The following is a 16457-nucleotide window of genomic DNA, read 5'->3' on the forward strand; positions in this document are numbered from 1 at the left end:
TGCCACACATCGTCACTTCCCGCCGGAAGGCAACAGGGACGGCCGGTCGAACGGGCATGTCTCACTGCTCTGCGGCAGGCACTTCCACCGGATCCCCGCCGCCACGGATCGAGTACAGCAGGCCGTCGAGTTCCTCGGGTTTGACCAGCACCTCGCGGGCCTTGCTGCCCTCGCTCGGCCCGACCACGCCTCGGGTCTCCATCAGGTCCATCAGGCGACCGGCCTTGGCGAAGCCGACGCGGAGCTTGCGCTGCAGCATCGACGTCGAACCGAACTGGCTCGTGACGACGAGTTCGACGGCCTGCAGGAAGACGTCGAGGTCGTCGCCGATGTCGGGGTCGACGTCCTTCTTGTCGCCGGCCTTCGGGGCGGTGACGCCCTCGTTGTACTCGGGTTCGGCCTGGTTCTTGGCGAAGTCGACGACCCCTGCAATCTCCTCGTCGGTGATGAACGCACCCTGCAGGCGGATCGGCTTGCCCGCACCCATCGGCAGGAACAGTCCGTCGCCCATACCGATGAGCTTCTCGGCACCGGGCTGGTCGAGGATGACACGCGAGTCGGTGAGCGAACTCGTCGCGAACGCGAGTCGCGAGGGCACGTTCGTCTTGATGAGACCCGTGACGACGTCCACCGAGGGTCGCTGGGTGGCGAGCACGAGGTGGATGCCGGCGGCGCGGGCCTTCTGAGTGATGCGGACGATCGCGTCCTCGACGTCGCGTGGGGCCGTCATCATCAGGTCGGCGAGCTCGTCGACGATGGCGAGGATGTACGGATACGGCCGGTACACGCGCTCGCTACCGAGCGGTGCGGTGATCTCCCCCGATTTCACCTTCGTGTTGAAGTCGTCGATGTGGCGCACGCGGTTGGCCTGCATGTCCTGGTAGCGCTGCTCCATCTCCTCGACGAGCCAGGCCAGTGCCGCCGCGGCCTTCTTCGGCTGCGTGATGATCGGCGTGATCAGGTGCGGGATGCCCTCGTAGGGCGTCAGCTCGACCATCTTGGGGTCGATGAGGATCATCCGCACCTCGTCGGGCGTCGCGCGGATGAGCAGCGACACGAGCATCGAGTTGACGAAGCTCGACTTACCGGAACCGGTCGAACCGGCGACCAGCAGGTGCGGCATCTTCGCGAGGTTGGCGGAGACGAAGTCGCCCTCGATGTCCTTGCCGAGACCGATGACGAGGGGGTGATGGTCGCGGCGGGTCGACGGTGCTGCGAGCACGTCCGACAGCCGCACGAGTTCGCGGTCGGTGTTGGGGACTTCGATGCCGACGGCGGACTTACCCGGGATCGGTGCGAGCAACCGGACGTTGTCGGTCGCAACCGCATACGCGATGTTGCGGGCGAGCGCGGTGATCTTCTCGACTTTGACGCCGGGGCCGAGTTCGACCTCGTAGCGGGTGACGGTCGGGCCACGGGTGAAGCCGGTGACCGCGGCGTCGATCTTGAACTGTTCGAGGACCTCGGTGATCGCCTCGATCATCTGGTCGTTCGCGGCCGACCGCGTCTTGGGCGGGTCGCCCTTGGTGAGCAGCTCCAGTGAGGGCAGCGTGTAGTCGCCGTCGACCTCGCGGTCGCGCACGAACGTCTCGGCCGGTTCCGGCTCGGAGGTCTGGTCGACGACCTCGGGTACCGGGGCGGCCTTCGGCTTCTTGCGGGCGGGAGCCGGGGCCGGCGCTGCGGCCGGGGTCTCGGCGACCGAGGGCACCTCCAGTGTGGCCGGCGGTGAGGCGGGCGCCTCGGGTTCGGATGCGCGGTCGTCCCACAGCGGGAGCACCTCGGTCTTCGCGTCGCCGTCGAACTCGTCAGGCGGGTAGTTCTCCACCGGGGTACGCCGGCGGCGGGACCGCTTGGGGGCGGGCGGCTCGTCGATCGGGTAGCCGTCGGCGTCGAACATCGGCGGCTCGTCGTAGCCGTAATCGTCGTCGTAGTCGCCGTACTCGTCGTCGGCGCGGTAGCCGAGGCCGAAGTAGTCGCGGAACAGTTCGGGCAGCTCCCGCACCGTGGTGCCGGTGAGCAGCAGGATCCCGAAGCCCGCCGCGAGGAGCATCAGCGGCACGGACAGCCAGACGGTGAGCCCGGAAGTGAGCGGGCCGCCCACGGCGGCACCGACGAAACCGGCCCCTTCCGAGCGGCCCTCCGCGTCGGTGGGTGAACCGGAGGCGACGTGCCACAGGCCCAGTGCGGGGAGACCGACGAGCAGTCCGCCGACGACGAGCCGGGGACGGATCTCGGGATGCGGTTCGGTGCGCATGAGCGTCACCGCGATGCCGACCGCGACGAGCGGAAGGACCGCGCTCGCACCACCGGTTATGGCGCGGACGGCCGTCTCGACCCACTCCCCCACCGGGCCGCCGACGCCGAACCACACCGTGCCGGCGATGATCACACCGATGGAGATCAATCCGAGCGCGATGCCGTCGCGACGGTGTCCGGACTCGATCTCGGTGGCGCGACCCATCGTGCGGGTCGTGGCTCCGACAGCGCGGGCCGTCATCATCCAACCGGCGCCGACGGTGCGGCCCACGGCGGTGAGGATCCCCCCGGAACTGCGCCGGGGACGAGCGGGCGCGGGGCGTCGACTCGCGGCCGGAGCGCGACGTGCGGTGCCGCCGCTGCGACGGTTCGCGGTCGAGGCCGCGGCGCGCGGCTTGCGCGCAGGGGTGGACCGGGTCGATCCGGACGCCTTCGTCTTCGCGGTCGATCTGGTCTTCGAGGTGGAGGCACCCGCGCTGCGAGCACGGGAGGTGCTGCCGCCCGAGCCCCGCGCCCCCGTCCGCGACCGAGAGGTCGTAGACGACGTTCCGCGGCTGCCCGACGACTTTCCTGCCATATCCGCCAGGGTAGCCGCACGGACCTCTCATGAACCATCAGCAACACGGGTACCGGTCGGCGGCACTGGTCACACGCCGTCCGGGCGAGCGCTCACAGGCCGCGTTTCGATCCCGCCAGTTCGGAGACCGCCGACTCGTCGCCCTCGATCTCGAGCCGCACCTGGTCGCGGCCGAAGGCGTGCAGCACGAGTTCGGACGGTTCGCCGCGCAGCACGACGGTGCGCGGACCGCGCTTGCGCAGGGCGACCCGCTCGCCGGAACCGGACCTCTCGAAGATCACCGTGACGTCGCATCCGCCGTAGCTGTTGCGTCCGATCATCCGCGCGATGCGCCAAAGCTGGTCCTGATCGTCCGCCGACAGCGTCCGCGGCTCCCATCCGGGCTGCGCGCGGCGCACGTCCTCATGGTGCACGAACATCTCCGCCGCGTTGGCGACGGCGTCGAACAGGAACATCGGCGACCACTTCGGCGGGCCGGAATCGACGTCGGCGAGCACGTGTGCCCACTGTCGGTCGGTGGCGGAGCGTCGCACCTTCTCCGTGTGATCGGCCAGGGCCGGGACGACGATGCCGGGCATCGCGTCCACGCGGCGCTCGCGGACGAGCAGGTGCGCGGCGAGATCCCGGACCGTCCAGTCGCCGCAGAGCGTCGGCGCGTCGGGTCCGACCTCGGACATGGTGCGGACGAGGGCATGTCGTTCGCTTCGGGCGAGGCTCATTCCGCCACTCTAGCGATCACTCCTGCCCTCGCCCATCGCGCGAGCCCGCGTGTTCGGCGGGCCCGCGCGGACCGAAATCAGGAGACCGGGATCACCGTGGGCACGATCATCGGGCGACGACGATAGGTCTCGGCGACCCAGCGGCCGACGACCCGGCGGATGCCCTGGGCGATGCGATGGGTCTCCGTGACCCCTTCGGCAGCGAGTTCGTTGAGCGCCTTGTCGACGAGCTGCGCCGCCTCGTCGAGTGCGTCCGGGTCGTCGGAGAAACCGCGACCGGAGACCTCCGGGGTGCTCACCGCACGGCCGGTCGCGGCGTCGACCGCGACTGAGATGGAGATGAAACCACCCTCGCCGAGGACGAGACGATCGGACAGCGTGGACTCGCCCACGTCGCCTACCGACAGGCCGTCGACGTAGACGTGACCGACCGGGACGCGCCCGACGATTTCCGCGAGTCCGTCGACCATGTCGACGACCACACCGTCCTCCGCGAGCACGATCCGCTCGCGGGGAACACCCGTGGCCTCGGCCAGTGCGGCGTTCGCCCGCAGGTGGCGCCACTCGCCATGGACGGGCATCGCGTTGGTGGGTCGCACCGCGTTGTAGAGATACAGCAGCTCGCCGGCCGACGCGTGACCGGAGACGTGCACCTTCGCGTTCTGCTGGGTGACGACCTTCGCGCCGCGCTTGGCCAGGCCGTTGACGACCGCGAACACGGAGTTCTCGTTGCCAGGGATCAGCGACGACGCGAGGACGACGAGGTCGTCGGCCCGGATGTTGATCTGCCGGTGCTCGCCGCGCGCCATCCGGGACAGCGCCGAGAGCGGTTCGCCCTGCGAACCGGTGGAGACCAGCACGACCCGGTCGTCGGGCAGGCTCGCGGCGGTGTCGATGTCGACCTCGAGGCCGTCGGGCACGTTCAGGTAGCCCAGATCCTGCGCGATCTGCATGTTGCGGACCATCGACCGGCCGACGAACGCCACACGCCGGTTGTAGCGCTCGGCGACGTCGACGATCTGCTGGATGCGGTGCACGTGGCTCGCGAAGGACGCGACGATCACCCGGTTGGCGGCCTTGCCGATGACGGTGTCGAGCACTCCGCCGATCTCGCGCTCCGGTGTGACGAAGCCGGGGACCTCGGCGTTCGTCGAGTCGACGAGGAACAGGTCGACACCCTCGTCGCCGAGGCGGGAGAAGCCCGCGAGGTCGGTGAGACGGTTGTCGAGCGGCAGCTGGTCGAGCTTGATGTCGCCGGTGTGCAGCACGATGCCCGCAGCGGTGCGGATCGCGACGGCGATCGCGTCCGGGATGGAGTGGTTGACCGCGAAGTACTCGCACTCGAACGGACCGTGCGAGGTGGTCTGCCCCTCGACGACCTCGACGAGGTTGGGACGCTGGCGGTGTTCGCGGCACTTCGCCGCGACGAGCGCCAGGGTGAACTTGGACCCGACGACCGGGATGTCGGGGCGCAGGCGCAGCAGGAACGGCACGGCACCGATGTGGTCCTCGTGGCCGTGGGTGAGGACGATCGCCTCGACGTCCTCCATCCGGTCCTCGATGTACCGGAAGTCGGGCAGGATCAGGTCGACGCCCGGCTGCTGGTCCTCGGGAAAGAGCACCCCGCAGTCGACGACGAGCAGCCGGCCCTGGTGCTCGAAGACCGTCATGTTGCGGCCGATCTCGCCGATACCGCCGAGCGCGACGACCCGCAGACCGTCGCGAGGAGCCTTCGGCGGCAGACCCAATCGCTCGGTGGGATCGACGATGCGGGCGTCCGGACGCTGGGGGTTCGCCGAGTTCTGCGCGACACGCCGCGGAACGCGGGCGGGCGGACCGGCGTTGCGGGTGGCGCGGCCCCGGCCGCGTGCGGGGCGGCTCATCACAGCACCCCCGCAGCCTGGAGATCCGCCGCGAGAGCGTCGATCTGCGCGGTCACCGGGGCGACCTGCGGCAGACGAGGCTCTCCGACGTCGATGCCGAGCAGCCGCAGGCCGGCCTTCGAGGCGCTCACGCCGCCCAGCCGAGCGACGGCGCGATAGATGGGCACCATCGACAGATTGATGCGGCGGGCGAGTTCGAGATCGCCGGCTTCGAAAGCGGTGTGCAGCTCGCGCAGGCGACCGGGCACGAGATGGCCGATGACGCTGACGAATCCGACGGCGCCGACGGACAGCCACGGCAGGTTCAGGGGGTCGTCGCCCGAGTAGAACTTCAGGTCGGTGGTACCGATCAGCTCGGCGCCCGCGTTCAGATCGCCCTTGGCGTCCTTCACCGCGACGATCCGGGGGTGCTCGGCGAGCAGACGCAGTGTGTCGGTCTCGATCGGCACGACGGATCGAGGTGGGATGTCGTAGAGCATGACCGGCAGATCGGTCGCGTCGGCCACCGCGACGAAGTGGGCGTAGAGGCCGGCCTGCGGGGGCCGCGAGTAGTACGGGGTCACCACGAGCAGGCCGTGTGCACCGGCTCGCGCGGCGTCGCGGGCGAGCTCGACGCTGTGGGCGGTGTCGTTGCTGCCGGCCCCGGCGATGATCTTGGCGCGGTCGCCGACGGATGCGAGCACGGCCCGCATCAGCTCCATCTTCTCGTTCTCGGTCGTCGTGGGCGATTCGCCGGTCGTACCGGCGAGAACCAGTGCGTCACAGCCACCGTCGACGAGGTAGTTCGCCAGACTCACGCCCGCATCCACGTCGAGCTTGCCATCGGCAGTGAACGGGGTCACCATCGCTGTGGCGACGGTGCCGAACGGAAGCTCGACAGCAGTTGCGGAATCACCGTTGGTCATGGTCAGAAGGCTACCGCGTGGCAGGGCCGCCTCGACACACGCCCGCCCCTCGGAGACGGATCACAGATCGGTGTAGCGGTCGATCAGAGGTCGGTCGCAAGCGTGGGAGCTGCGATCTCACTGCCGTCGGCCAGCTTCGTGATCGCGAAGTCCGAGAACGCGTTCGGTGCGGCATCCGCGAGCTGACGCACACATTCGACGGCGAGACGCCGGATCTCGACGTCGGCATGTTCGGTCGCGCGCATGGCGACGAAGTGACGCCACGATCGGTAGTTTCCGGTGACGACGATGCGGGTCTCCGTGGCGTTGGGGAGCACCGCCCGGGCGGCCTCCCGGACCTGCTTGGCGCGCAACGGACCGGCGGGAAGATGCGAGAGCTTCTCGTCGAGCGCCGCCAACAGCGCCACATACGCCTCGCGGCTGCGCTCCGCGGCCGCGAAGAACAACTCCTCGAGTTCGGCATCGCCCGCAATCGCGGGCGGAACCACCACGGGCACCTCACCGTCGGCGACGAAACGCTGCGACAGCTGCGAGAACGAGAAGTGCCGGTGCCGGATCAGCTCGTGCGTGCACGAACGGGAGATGCCGGTGATGTAGAAGGTCGCCGTCGCGTGTTCGAGAACGGACAGGTGCCCCACGGTGAGCAGGTGACGGAGATATCCGCCGTTCGTCGCGGTGCGGGGGTTGGGCTTGGACCAGCTCTGGTAGCAGGCGCGACCGGCGAACTCGACGAGCGCTTCGCCGCCCTCGGCGTCGGTGTCCCAGTCGACGTCGTCGGGGACGTGGAACTCCGTCGTGGCGATGAGCCGAACCTTCGGAACGGCGGGTTCGGGCGCCATCGTCTCCTCCTCGCCTCGGTCGTCGCGCATCCTCCGGACGCGCCGTCTCTTCCGTCCGCACACTAACGCGCCTCGACCTGCGACGATCGATGACATCACGATGACACCTTGCGTGACATCATCGGTGACGTCACACTGGCGTCATGGACATCGACAAGTACACGTCCGCCATCACGGACTCCGTGATCTCCGCAGCCGAACTCGGCGACGAGCAGACCCGACGCACCGCCGCAGCCCTCGCGACCGCCATCGCCGCACCCGTCCGCCTCGCGGTCCTGGCAGCACTGTCCGACATGGCCAACGAGATCAGCGACGAACTCGGCGACCGCACCGTCACGGTGCGCCTCGACGGCACCGATGCCGTCCTCGCCGTCCACAGCGAACCCGCTCCCCCGCACGAGGATCCGACGCCGTCCTTCGAGGAGATGACGGGCGACATCAGCCGGGTCACCCTGCGCCTCGTCGAACAGATCAAGACCAAGGCCGAGGAAGCGGCGCAGCAGAGCGGAGTGTCACTCAACTCCTGGATGGCGCAGGCGGTACAGGGCGCCCTACGGGAGCAGATGCGCTATCAGCGCCGCGCCGACGAATGGCGCCGTCAGGGTGGCTGGGCGAAGCCCACCCCGCCCGCACCCACCGAGCCGCAGCCGTCCGACCCGAGCGACACCGCGGGCCCGGACGACGCCGCCGGCCGCAACGACACTGCGGGCCCCGACGACACGAACCCGCGCAGCGACGCGTAAGGCACCTCACCGCACGATAGAGTGCCGACGCACACAATCGGGCGACGCGGAGGGCGCATGGCAGTCAGCAGCACCAGGAGTTTCGACATCGACGCAACCCCGGAGCAGGTGATGGCCGCGCTCGCCGCGGTCGAACGCCTGCCCGAGTGGTCGTCGACCCACAAGTCCGTCACCGTCGAGTCCACCCACCCCGACGGACGACCCCACCGCGTACGGATGACCGTCTCGATCGTCGGCATCACCGACGAGCAGGTCGTCGAGTACTCCTGGAACGGCGACGGGTCGATGTCGTGGACCCTGGTGGAGAGCAGCCAGCAGCGCCAGCAGGACGGCGCCTACACCCTCACCGCCAAGGGATCCGGCACGACGGCCGAGTTCTCACTGACCATCGATCCGAAGGTACCCATCCCCGGATTCCTCGTGCGGCGCGCCGAGAAGATGGCCCTCGAAACCGCCGGAAAGGGCCTCAAGTCGTTCACGGAGAAGAACTTCCGCTGACGTCAGATGTCACCGGCCGCGGTCGCCGCGACGATGGCGCCGAGCTCGTAGCACTGCTCGCGTACCTTCGCGTCGACCGGTCCGGTGATCTCGAGATCGGCAGCAGCCTGCACGAGACCCAACCCGGTGGTCAAGCGCCGAACCGACGCCACAGCGCCGGCGGTGTCGTTGTTCCCGTGCACCCACAGACCGTAGGGACGGCCGGCCACGGCATCGAGACACGGGTAGTAGACCGTGTCGAAGAAGTGCTTGAGCGCACCCGACATGTAACCGAAATTGGCTGTCGTGCCGAACAGGAAGCCGTCGGCGGCCAGCACATCGGGCACCGTGGCGCCCAGCGCGGGGACCACCCGGACGGTGACACCCGTGATCTCCGGGTCCCGCGCTCCCTCCAGGACGGCTTCGAGGACCTCGCGAGTCGGCGGCGAGGGGGTGTGATGCACCACCAGCACTGTGCTGGATCCGTCCTCGCGCCCTGCTTCGCCCGCCCCTGCCCGGTCTTCCACAGCCTCGTCCATCACATCAGCAGGCTGCTGCACGATCTCGAGGTTGTCAAAGCCGCTCGCCGGTTCAGGAACCGGCTTGGCCGTCCCGTTCGAGCTTCTCGAGCGCAACGGCTCGGCGCATCGTCTCCCGCGCACGACTGCGGTCGCCCGCATAGTCGTAGGCGCGTGCGAGCCGGTAGGAGTTGCGCCAGTTGTCGGGGTCGGCTTCCCATTCCTGCTTCACGGTCGCGAACAGTTCGTCGGCGGCGTCCCGCTCGACCCGCCCCGACGGCATGCGGGGCAGGTCGTCGACGTCGAGTTCGAGGCCTTCGTCGTGGATCCGCCGCGCGAGGTGCTGATGCTGCAGCCCTGCGCGGAGGGTCGCGTAGACGATCCAGGCTCCCACGATCGGGAGAATGAGGATGCCGATCCCGAGACCGATCGCCGCGACCTCACCGGACCGGACCAGTTCCAGGCCGGTGGAGCCGAGCAGAACGAAGTAGAACCCCAGCGCCACCACGATGAACGCAATGGGGACGAGGACCTTGAGCGAGCCGGTTCTCACAGGTCGAGGAGGGGATCGATTCCGACGGTCAGACCCGGTCGCTTACCGATCTCCCGCACACCGAGCAGCACGCCGGGAGCGAAGGAGGAACGGTCGATCGAGTCGTGCCGAATGGTGAGGGTCTCGCCCTGGGTGCCGAGCAGCACCTCCTGGTGAGCGACGAGGCCGGCGAGACGCACGGAGTGCACGCGGACACCGTCGACGTCACCGCCGCGCGCACCGTCGAGTTCGGTGGTGGTGGCGTCCGGGCTCGGAGCCACACCGGCCTCGGCGCGGGCCTGCGCGATCAGACGGGCGGTGCGGTAGGCGGTGCCGGACGGGGCGTCGGCCTTGTTCGGATGGTGCAGCTCGATCACCTCGACGGAATCGAAGAACCGGGCGGCGGCCTGAGCGAAGCGCATCGACAGCACGGCACCGATCGCGAAGTTCGGCGCGATGAGCACGCCCACCTCGGGACGATCCGCGAGCCAGCTCCGCACCCGGTCGAGGCGCTCGTCGTCGAAGCCGGTGGTTCCGACCACGGCGTGGATGCCGTTCTCGACGAGGAAGTGCAGGTTGTCCATGACGACGTCGGGGTGGGTGAAGTCGACGACCACCTGGGTCTGCGAGTTCACGAAGGCGTCGAGGCTGTCGCCCTTGTCGACGGTGGCGACGAGCTCGAGATCGGACGCGGCGTCGACGGCGGCGCAGATCGCCTGGCCGACCTTGCCGGCAGCACCGAGTACACCCACCCGAACCTTTGTTGCATCCACTTGCGTCGTCACGCCCTTTCGTTGCCGTCTCCCCCGGAAATCCTACGCAACCACCCGTAGACGTCCCGAGCGGGTCGAACGCCACCTACTGCTGCGCGCAGAGCGCGTCGAGCCACAGAGCGACCGCCGAACGGATCTCGTCGACGCACGCCGTGTCCGAATCCGAGGATGTGTGGGCACGAGCGCCGTGGGTGCGGTCGAACAGAACTCCTTCGAGCAGGGTCACCAGATCGCGCCCCGCGGTCTCGGGGTCCGGCGCACCGAGCTCCCGCACGAGATCGGTGGCCGCGGAGATCGAGAACATGCAGGCCGCGAGCGCCTCGGCAGCCTCCGGTTCGAGGCGCGCGTCGGGCGCGAGCGCGTAGCGAGCCAGCACATCGGTGCGACGCACAGTGAGCAGGCGTTCGAGATAGCGCGCGATCAGGTCGGCAGGAGGGCTCGGGTCGCCGGTCGTGTCGTCGAACAGCGCGGCGAAATCCGCGCGCGACCGTTCGGCGAGGCGGGTGATCGCAGCCGAGACGAGCGCGTGGCGGGTTCGGAAGTAGTAGGAGGTCGATCCCTTCGGCAGGCCGAGGTGCACGTCGACGCCCGTGTGCGTCACCGCGTGGTTGCCACCGCGGGCGGCGAGTTCGAGGGCGGCATCGCTGATGGCCGTGCGCCGGGAGGGACGTTCGGGTGAAGTCGTCACTCTACGATGATAGAGTAACGGCCGTGAGGTTGCGCCGACGCAGAAACCGCATGTCGCCGAACACCGCCTCGTCGAACCCCGTCCCCCGCACGGTCTTCGAGGACGCCTCGCGCAGCCGGGGGTTCGTGCTCGATCCCGCGCAACACGACGCTGTCGAACAGCTGTGTCATCCCGAGCGCCCGAACGTCTACCTGTGGGGCCCACCCGGACGCGGCAAGAGCTGGCTCGCCGACGTGTACTTCTCGGCCTATCCCGGACGGAACAAGCTGCGCGTCCACTTCCACGAGTTCTTCCGCGACCTGCACGTCGAGCTGCGACGGCACCGCTTCGATCTCGACGCCGCACTCGATCACCTGATCGGCCGCGCCGAGCTCGTGTGCTTCGACGAGTTCCACGTCCACGACCCGGCGGACGGCACGTTCGTCGCCCGGTTGCTCCCCGCTCTGCTCGCTCGCCGCACGCGTCTCGTCCTGACCTCGAACTATCCTCCCCGCGACCTGCTCCCCAACCCGCTCTTCCACGACGGTTTCGTCCCGACCATCGAGCTCGTCGAGCGGTGCGCGACGGTCGTCGCTCTGGACGGTCCGCGCGATCACCGGCTCGATTCCGACCGTGCGCGGGGCTTCGCGTCGGGGATCTGGGCCGTCTCCCCGTCCGACCTGCAGCTACGACGACTCGGTCTCGAGCGGCCGGCACCGGCCGAACATCGGGTCCTGCGCCCGGCGGGACGTCCGCTCCGCGCTCTACGGGCCGAGAAGGACTGTCTCTGGTTCGACTTCGGCGATCTCTGCGGGCACACCACGGCGCCGGCCGACTATCTGGCGGTCGCGGCGGACCACCTGTTCTGGGTCGTCGACGGGATCCCGGACCTGACGGCCGCGGGGCGCGAACCGGCGCAGCGCTTCGCCAATCTGGTGGACGTGCTCCACGACCGCGACGCGCGGGTCGTGTTCGTCTCGGAGGTCGCCGTGTCGGAACTCGCCGCCAGAACCGGACCCGTCGCGCACGACATCGGACGCCTCCGGAGCCGACTGGCTCAGCTGAGGACGATTCAGGACACGAGCGCGCGCACCGACGCCGGAAGATCACGCGTGCGCCGGTAGGGGCCGGCGACGGCGACCGCGAACGGCCGGTGCAGCAGGTCGGCTGCCACGCTGCGCACCTCCTCGGTGGACACCGACGAGATGCGTTCGAGGGTCTCAGTGATGCCCCAGTGCTGCCCGTAGCTCAGTTCGCTGCGGCCGATCCGGTGCATGCGCGCCCCGGTGTCCTCGAGTCCGAGCACGAGACCGCCGCGCAGCGACCCCTTTGCGCGAGCGCATTCCGCGTCGGTGATGCCGTGTTCGGCCACGTCGGTGAGCACCTCACGGACCACCGCGCCGACCTCACCGAGATTGTCGGGCTGGCAGCCCGCGTACACGGAGAAGGCGCCGGTGTCGGCGAAGGTGTCGGTGCCGGAGTACACCGAGTAGGCCAGGCCCCGCTTCTCGCGCACCTCCTGGAACAGACGCGAACTCAGCCCACCGCCGACGGCTGCGTTGAGCACCGACAGCGCCCAGCGACGCCCGTCGTGCCGACCGAAGGACCGCACGCCGAGCGTCAGGTGCGCCTGCTCGTTGTCGCGCTCGACGATGCTCATCGTCGGTGCAGTGCGCAGTTCGAGCCGTCCGTCGCGGCAGGGCGCGGGGGTGGCCGCGTCGTCCAGGTGACCGGTGAAGGCGCGGCGGACCAGTTCGACTGTGTGCGCGTGGTCGACGTTGCCGGCGACCGCGACGACCATCCGCGGCGGGGTGTAGCGGCGCACATGGAACGAGTGCAACTGGGTCCGGGTCATGGACTCGATCGACTCGACGGATCCGATGATCGGCCGGCCGATGGGGTGATCGCCGTACAGCGCGGTGAGCAGCGAGTCGCCGAGCAGATCCTCCGGATCGTCGTCGCGCATCGCGATCTCCTCGAGCACCACCTGACGCTCGACGTCGACGTCCGCGCTCAGGCACCGGCCGCGCAGGACGACGTCTGCGACGACGTCGACGGCGATCGGCAGGTCGTCGTCGAGGACGTGCGCGTAGAAGCAGGTGTGTTCCTTGCTGGTGAACGCGTTGAGCTCTCCCCCGATCCCGTCCATCGTCTCGGCGATGTCGAGAGCGGTACGCGTCGGGGTCGCCTTGAACAGCAGGTGCTCGAGGAAGTGGGCGGCACCTGCGACCGACGGTTGTTCGTCGCGGGATCCGACACCGACCCACACGCCGACGGCCGCCGAGCGCACTCCCGGGACGTGCTCGGTGACGACCCGCACTCCCCCGGGAAGGACCGAGCGGCGGACGCCGGTGGCCGCGACGGGTGCGGGGGTCGAAGCGTCGTTCTTCACGTGGGAACTGGAAGCCATGGGGATCTTCGGTGGTCCTGACAAGGTCGGAGGGCGCGGAACATTTCACAGTACACCGGGACTGTCCCCCACCATCGGTCGCGCTCACCACCCCCGTCGTTGCGGTTGCGAACCCACGAGCCGGCCGGGACGTGCCTCCTCGCGGCTGCGGTAGACGATGTACGGCCGGAACAGGTATCCGACGGGGGCACTGAAGGCGTGGACTAGGCGGGTGAACGGCCATATCGCGAAGAGCACGAGGCCGATCAGCGCGTGCAGCTGGAAGCTGAACGGCGCCTCCACCATCAGGTCGCCGCGGGGTTGCAGGACCCAGATCGACCGGAACCACGGCGAGACGGTCTCCCGGTAGTTGTGTTCCTCGCCCACGACACCCGACCCCATCAGCGTGGTGGCGAGACCCGCCACGATCGCGGCGACGAGCACGACATACATGACCTTGTCGTTGAGAGTGGTGGCGCTGAAGACGGGACCGCTGGTGCGACGGCGATACACGAGCAGGGAGATGCCGACGAGCGTCGAGACACCCGCGATCGTGCCGAGCGTGATGGCCTGCACGTGATAGGCGTGCTGACTCAATCCCACGGCGTCGGTCCACGACTGCGGGATCACCAGGCCGATGACGTGGCCGACGATCACGACCAGGATCCCGAAGTGGAACATGGGGCTCGCGATGCGCAGCAACCGCGCCTCGTACAGCTGGGACGAACGGGTGGTCCATCCGAACTTGTCGTATCGGTACCGCCACCAGGTCCCCACCGCGACGATCGCGAGTGTCACGTACGGCACCACGTCCCAGAAGATCTCTCCTGCACTCATGATTCCGGAACTCCTCGCCGGGGCGGCACCGTCAGGGTGAAGGGCTGCAGACCGATCGACTCGCGGGGCGGTCCCGCCTGCGCGAGGCGCCGGGCCCGTTCCTCGTCCCGGGCGGTGACCGGCGGGAGCGTCGCGCACACGGCCGCGACGACCTGCGCGTACGCCGAGCCGGCCTCGTGCAGGGAGGTGTGCAGCACGTCGAGGGCCACCCGATACCGGGTGAGGAGTTCCTCGCCCGCGGCGGGATCCACGGTGGCCGCGAATTCGAGGACGACCGGCAGATGGTCGGGTGATTCGTGGGCGGGCGGCTCGACTCCCGCGGCGCGGTAGGCACTCGCGAAGGCGTGCATCTCGGCGCCGCGATTCCGGGTGTCGCCCGCGGTCCAGTAGGTCAGGTACATCGTCGAGCGTCGCCGCAGGTCGAAGGTCTCGACGTACCGCTGGGCCAGGACGAGCAGATCCGGTTCGTCCAGTGCGCGGACCGCCGTCCCCAGCATGTCCTGCTCGGGACCGGTGATGTGGTCGACGAGCTGCCCGGCGACGTCCAGCCGTCCGGCGTGTCCGGCGTCGGGATAGGCGAGCAGCAGCGACGCGGCCTGACGGACGAGGCGACGGTGCAGGGCGCGAGCGACGCCGGCGCGCCGTGGACGCAGCAGTCTCATTGCTTCTCCCCCCTCGTGTCGTGACCGCCCGGGAACATGCCCGTCGGTACGCCCTTGCCGTCCCAGTTCAGGAGGTTCACCCGCGACGGGTTCGACGCGTTCGCCGCCATCCCCTCACTGGTCTGCCGCTGTGCGAGGGCGTGGAAGGTCTCGACCGCCACCGGGACCGGGACGCCGCTGGCCTCCCCGAACGGACCCGACTCGTACATGCCGGGGCCACCTTCGTAGGACAGCGCGCAGTCCGTCGCCGACTCCTCGAGCCGATGCCCTTCGGCCGCGTAGGCGGTCGGGATGACGTACCGCTCGTCGTACTTGGCGAGCGCGAGGAGCCGGTACATCTCGTAGATCCGTTCCTCGGTCATGCCGACGGCCTCGGGGATCTCGGGGCGGGTCTCGCGGCCGAGATTGATGTCGCGCATGTAGGAGCGCATCGCGGCGAGTCGTCGCAACACCGCCTCGACCGTCGCGGTGTCCCCGGCGGTGAACAGTTCCGCGAGGTACGCGATGGGGATGCGCAGGGCGTCGAGGGCGCCGAACAGGTTGCCGATGTCCTCGCCGTCGTGTCCCTCCCGGCTGACGGCGTCGACGACCGGTGACAGCGGTGGCACGTACCAGACCATCGGCATCGTCCGGTATTCCGGATGCAGCGGCAACGCGACCCGGTACGTGCTGATCAGGTCGTAGACCGGGGACCGTTGCGCGGCCTCGATCCACTCGTCGGAGATGCCCTCGGCGCGGGCGCCGGCGATCACCTCGGGGTCACGGGGGTCGAGCAGCAGGCCGCGTTGCGCCTCGTACAGGTCGGTGTCGTTCTCCACCGATGCCGCCTCCAGGACCCGATCGACGTCGTAGAGGACCAGACCGATGTACCGGAGCCTGCCCACGCACGTCTCCGAACACACGGTCGGCAGCCCCACCTCGACCCGCGGGTAGCAGAAGGTGCACTTCTCGGCCTTCCCGGTCTTGTGGTTGAAGTACACCTTCTTGTACGGGCATCCGGACACGCACATCCGCCAGCCGCGGCACCGGTCCTGGTCGACGAGGACGATGCCGTCCTCCGACCGCTTGTACATCGCGCCGGACGGACACGACGCCACACACGACGGGTTGAGGCAGTGCTCGCAGATCCGCGGCAGGTAGAACATGAAGGTCTGCTCGAACTCGAGCTTGATCCGGTCGCCGACCTTCTTCAGGATCGGGTCGTCGGGCACGATCGCCGGTGAGCCACCGAGGTTGTCGTCCCAGTTCGCCGACCATTCCACCTTCATCGGTTCACCGGAGATGAGGCTGCGCGGCGAGGCCACCGGGACGTGGTCGCCGAGCGGGGCGTTCGTCAGGTTGTCGTAGTCGTAGGTCCACGGTTCGTAGTAGTCGTGGATCGACGGCATCTTCGGGTTCGAGAAGATGCGGGCGAGTTTCGCGAGGCGTCCACCGTCGCGGAGACGCAGCCGTCCCTTGGTATCCCGGACCCAGCCACCGCGCCAGCGTTCCTGGTCCTCGTAGGTGCGCGGATAGCCCTGGCCCGGGCGGGTTTCGACGTTGTTGAACCACACGTACTCGGTGCCCGACCGGTTGGTCCACGCCTGTTTGCAGGTCACCGAGCAGGTGTGGCATCCAATGCACTTGTCGAGGTTCATCACCATCGCGAGTTGTGCCATGACCTTCACGATCGCCTCGCTT

The 16457-nt window shown here is 68.9% G+C and carries 16 protein-coding genes; 3 read left to right on the plus strand and 13 right to left on the minus strand.

Annotation, left to right across the window (positions count from 1 at the left end):
- Positions 1-61 precede the first annotated feature (61 nt).
- The 5 genes from BLV31_RS15935 to thyX all read right to left on the minus strand — a co-directional run bounded on the left by BLV31_RS15935 (position 62) and on the right by thyX (position 7179).
- Complete coding sequence (locus BLV31_RS15935; protein WP_174556273.1) at positions 62-2833, minus strand: DNA translocase FtsK; 2772 nt, start codon at positions 2831-2833, stop codon at positions 62-64.
- A 92-nt stretch (positions 2834-2925) separates the two neighbouring features.
- Positions 2926-3552 (minus strand): TIGR03085 family metal-binding protein, encoded by a 627-nt coding sequence (locus BLV31_RS15940; RefSeq protein ID WP_033096529.1) that lies wholly within the window; start codon positions 3550-3552, stop codon positions 2926-2928.
- A gap of 77 nt (positions 3553-3629) precedes the next feature.
- On the minus strand, positions 3630-5435 hold the full coding sequence (locus BLV31_RS15945; RefSeq protein WP_064060424.1) for a ribonuclease J: 1806 nt from the start codon (positions 5433-5435) through the stop codon (positions 3630-3632).
- On the minus strand, positions 5435-6340 hold the full coding sequence (dapA, locus tag BLV31_RS15950; RefSeq protein ID WP_006551247.1) for a 4-hydroxy-tetrahydrodipicolinate synthase: 906 nt from the start codon (positions 6338-6340) through the stop codon (positions 5435-5437). The genes BLV31_RS15945 and dapA overlap by 1 nt, the downstream gene beginning before the upstream one ends.
- An 83-nt stretch (positions 6341-6423) precedes the next feature.
- On the minus strand, positions 6424-7179 hold the full coding sequence (thyX, locus tag BLV31_RS15955) for an FAD-dependent thymidylate synthase (protein ID WP_024100675.1): 756 nt from the start codon (positions 7177-7179) through the stop codon (positions 6424-6426).
- A gap of 143 nt (positions 7180-7322) precedes the next feature.
- Between thyX and BLV31_RS15960 the strand changes: the two genes are divergently transcribed.
- Together BLV31_RS15960 and BLV31_RS15965 are read left to right on the plus strand one after the other, a co-directional pair.
- A complete protein-coding gene (locus tag BLV31_RS15960; protein WP_006551249.1) occupies positions 7323-7922 on the plus strand; it encodes a hypothetical protein in 600 nt (199 codons plus the stop codon).
- Positions 7923-7979: 57 nt separating this feature from the next.
- The gene (locus tag BLV31_RS15965) at positions 7980-8420 is read left to right on the plus strand and encodes an SRPBCC family protein (protein WP_006551250.1); all 441 of its coding nucleotides are present in this window, start codon (positions 7980-7982) and stop codon (positions 8418-8420) included.
- A 2-nt stretch (positions 8421-8422) separates the two neighbouring features.
- Here the strand turns inward: BLV31_RS15965 and BLV31_RS15970 are convergent, their stop codons facing one another.
- From BLV31_RS15970 to BLV31_RS15985, 4 genes are all read right to left on the minus strand, one after another.
- Positions 8423-8938 carry a flavodoxin family protein gene (locus BLV31_RS15970; protein WP_064060423.1) on the minus strand — a complete coding sequence of 172 codons (516 nt, stop codon included), beginning with the start codon at positions 8936-8938 and terminating at the stop codon, positions 8423-8425.
- Positions 8939-8990: 52 nt separating this feature from the next.
- Entirely contained in the window at positions 8991-9470 is a 480-nt protein-coding gene (locus BLV31_RS15975; protein WP_064060422.1) for a hypothetical protein, read from the minus strand.
- A complete protein-coding gene (dapB, locus tag BLV31_RS15980) occupies positions 9467-10222 on the minus strand; it encodes a 4-hydroxy-tetrahydrodipicolinate reductase (RefSeq protein WP_170318494.1) in 756 nt (251 codons plus the stop codon). The genes BLV31_RS15975 and dapB overlap by 4 nt, the downstream gene beginning before the upstream one ends.
- An 85-nt stretch (positions 10223-10307) precedes the next feature.
- Positions 10308-10910: a TetR/AcrR family transcriptional regulator gene (locus tag BLV31_RS15985; protein WP_064060421.1), complete on the minus strand. Its 603-nt coding sequence runs from the start codon at positions 10908-10910 to the stop codon at positions 10308-10310.
- A 23-nt stretch (positions 10911-10933) separates the two neighbouring features.
- Between BLV31_RS15985 and zapE the strand changes: the two genes are divergently transcribed.
- Positions 10934-12013, plus strand: a complete 1080-nt coding sequence (zapE, locus tag BLV31_RS15990) for a cell division protein ZapE (RefSeq protein WP_371850697.1) — start codon at positions 10934-10936, stop codon at positions 12011-12013.
- Here the strand turns inward: zapE and BLV31_RS15995 are convergent.
- The 4 genes from BLV31_RS15995 to narH form a co-directional block, all read right to left on the minus strand.
- Entirely contained in the window at positions 11962-13299 is a 1338-nt protein-coding gene (locus BLV31_RS15995; RefSeq protein WP_064060419.1) for a M16 family metallopeptidase, read from the minus strand. The genes zapE and BLV31_RS15995 overlap by 52 nt on opposite strands.
- An 84-nt stretch (positions 13300-13383) precedes the next feature.
- Positions 13384-14115: a respiratory nitrate reductase subunit gamma gene (gene narI / locus BLV31_RS16000; protein WP_064060418.1), complete on the minus strand. Its 732-nt coding sequence runs from the start codon at positions 14113-14115 to the stop codon at positions 13384-13386.
- Positions 14112-14777, minus strand: a complete 666-nt coding sequence (gene narJ / locus BLV31_RS16005) for a nitrate reductase molybdenum cofactor assembly chaperone (protein WP_064060417.1) — start codon at positions 14775-14777, stop codon at positions 14112-14114. Before narJ ends, narI begins: the two co-directional genes overlap by 4 nt.
- Positions 14774-16444, minus strand: coding sequence for a nitrate reductase subunit beta (gene narH, locus BLV31_RS16010; protein WP_064060416.1), 1671 nt, complete (start codon positions 16442-16444; stop codon positions 14774-14776). The genes narJ and narH overlap by 4 nt, the downstream gene beginning before the upstream one ends.
- Positions 16445-16457: the final 13 nt, after the last annotated feature.

Origin of the sequence: Rhodococcus pyridinivorans (assembly GCF_900105195.1) — a bacterium.
Lineage (GTDB): Bacteria > Actinomycetota > Actinomycetes > Mycobacteriales > Mycobacteriaceae > Rhodococcus > Rhodococcus pyridinivorans.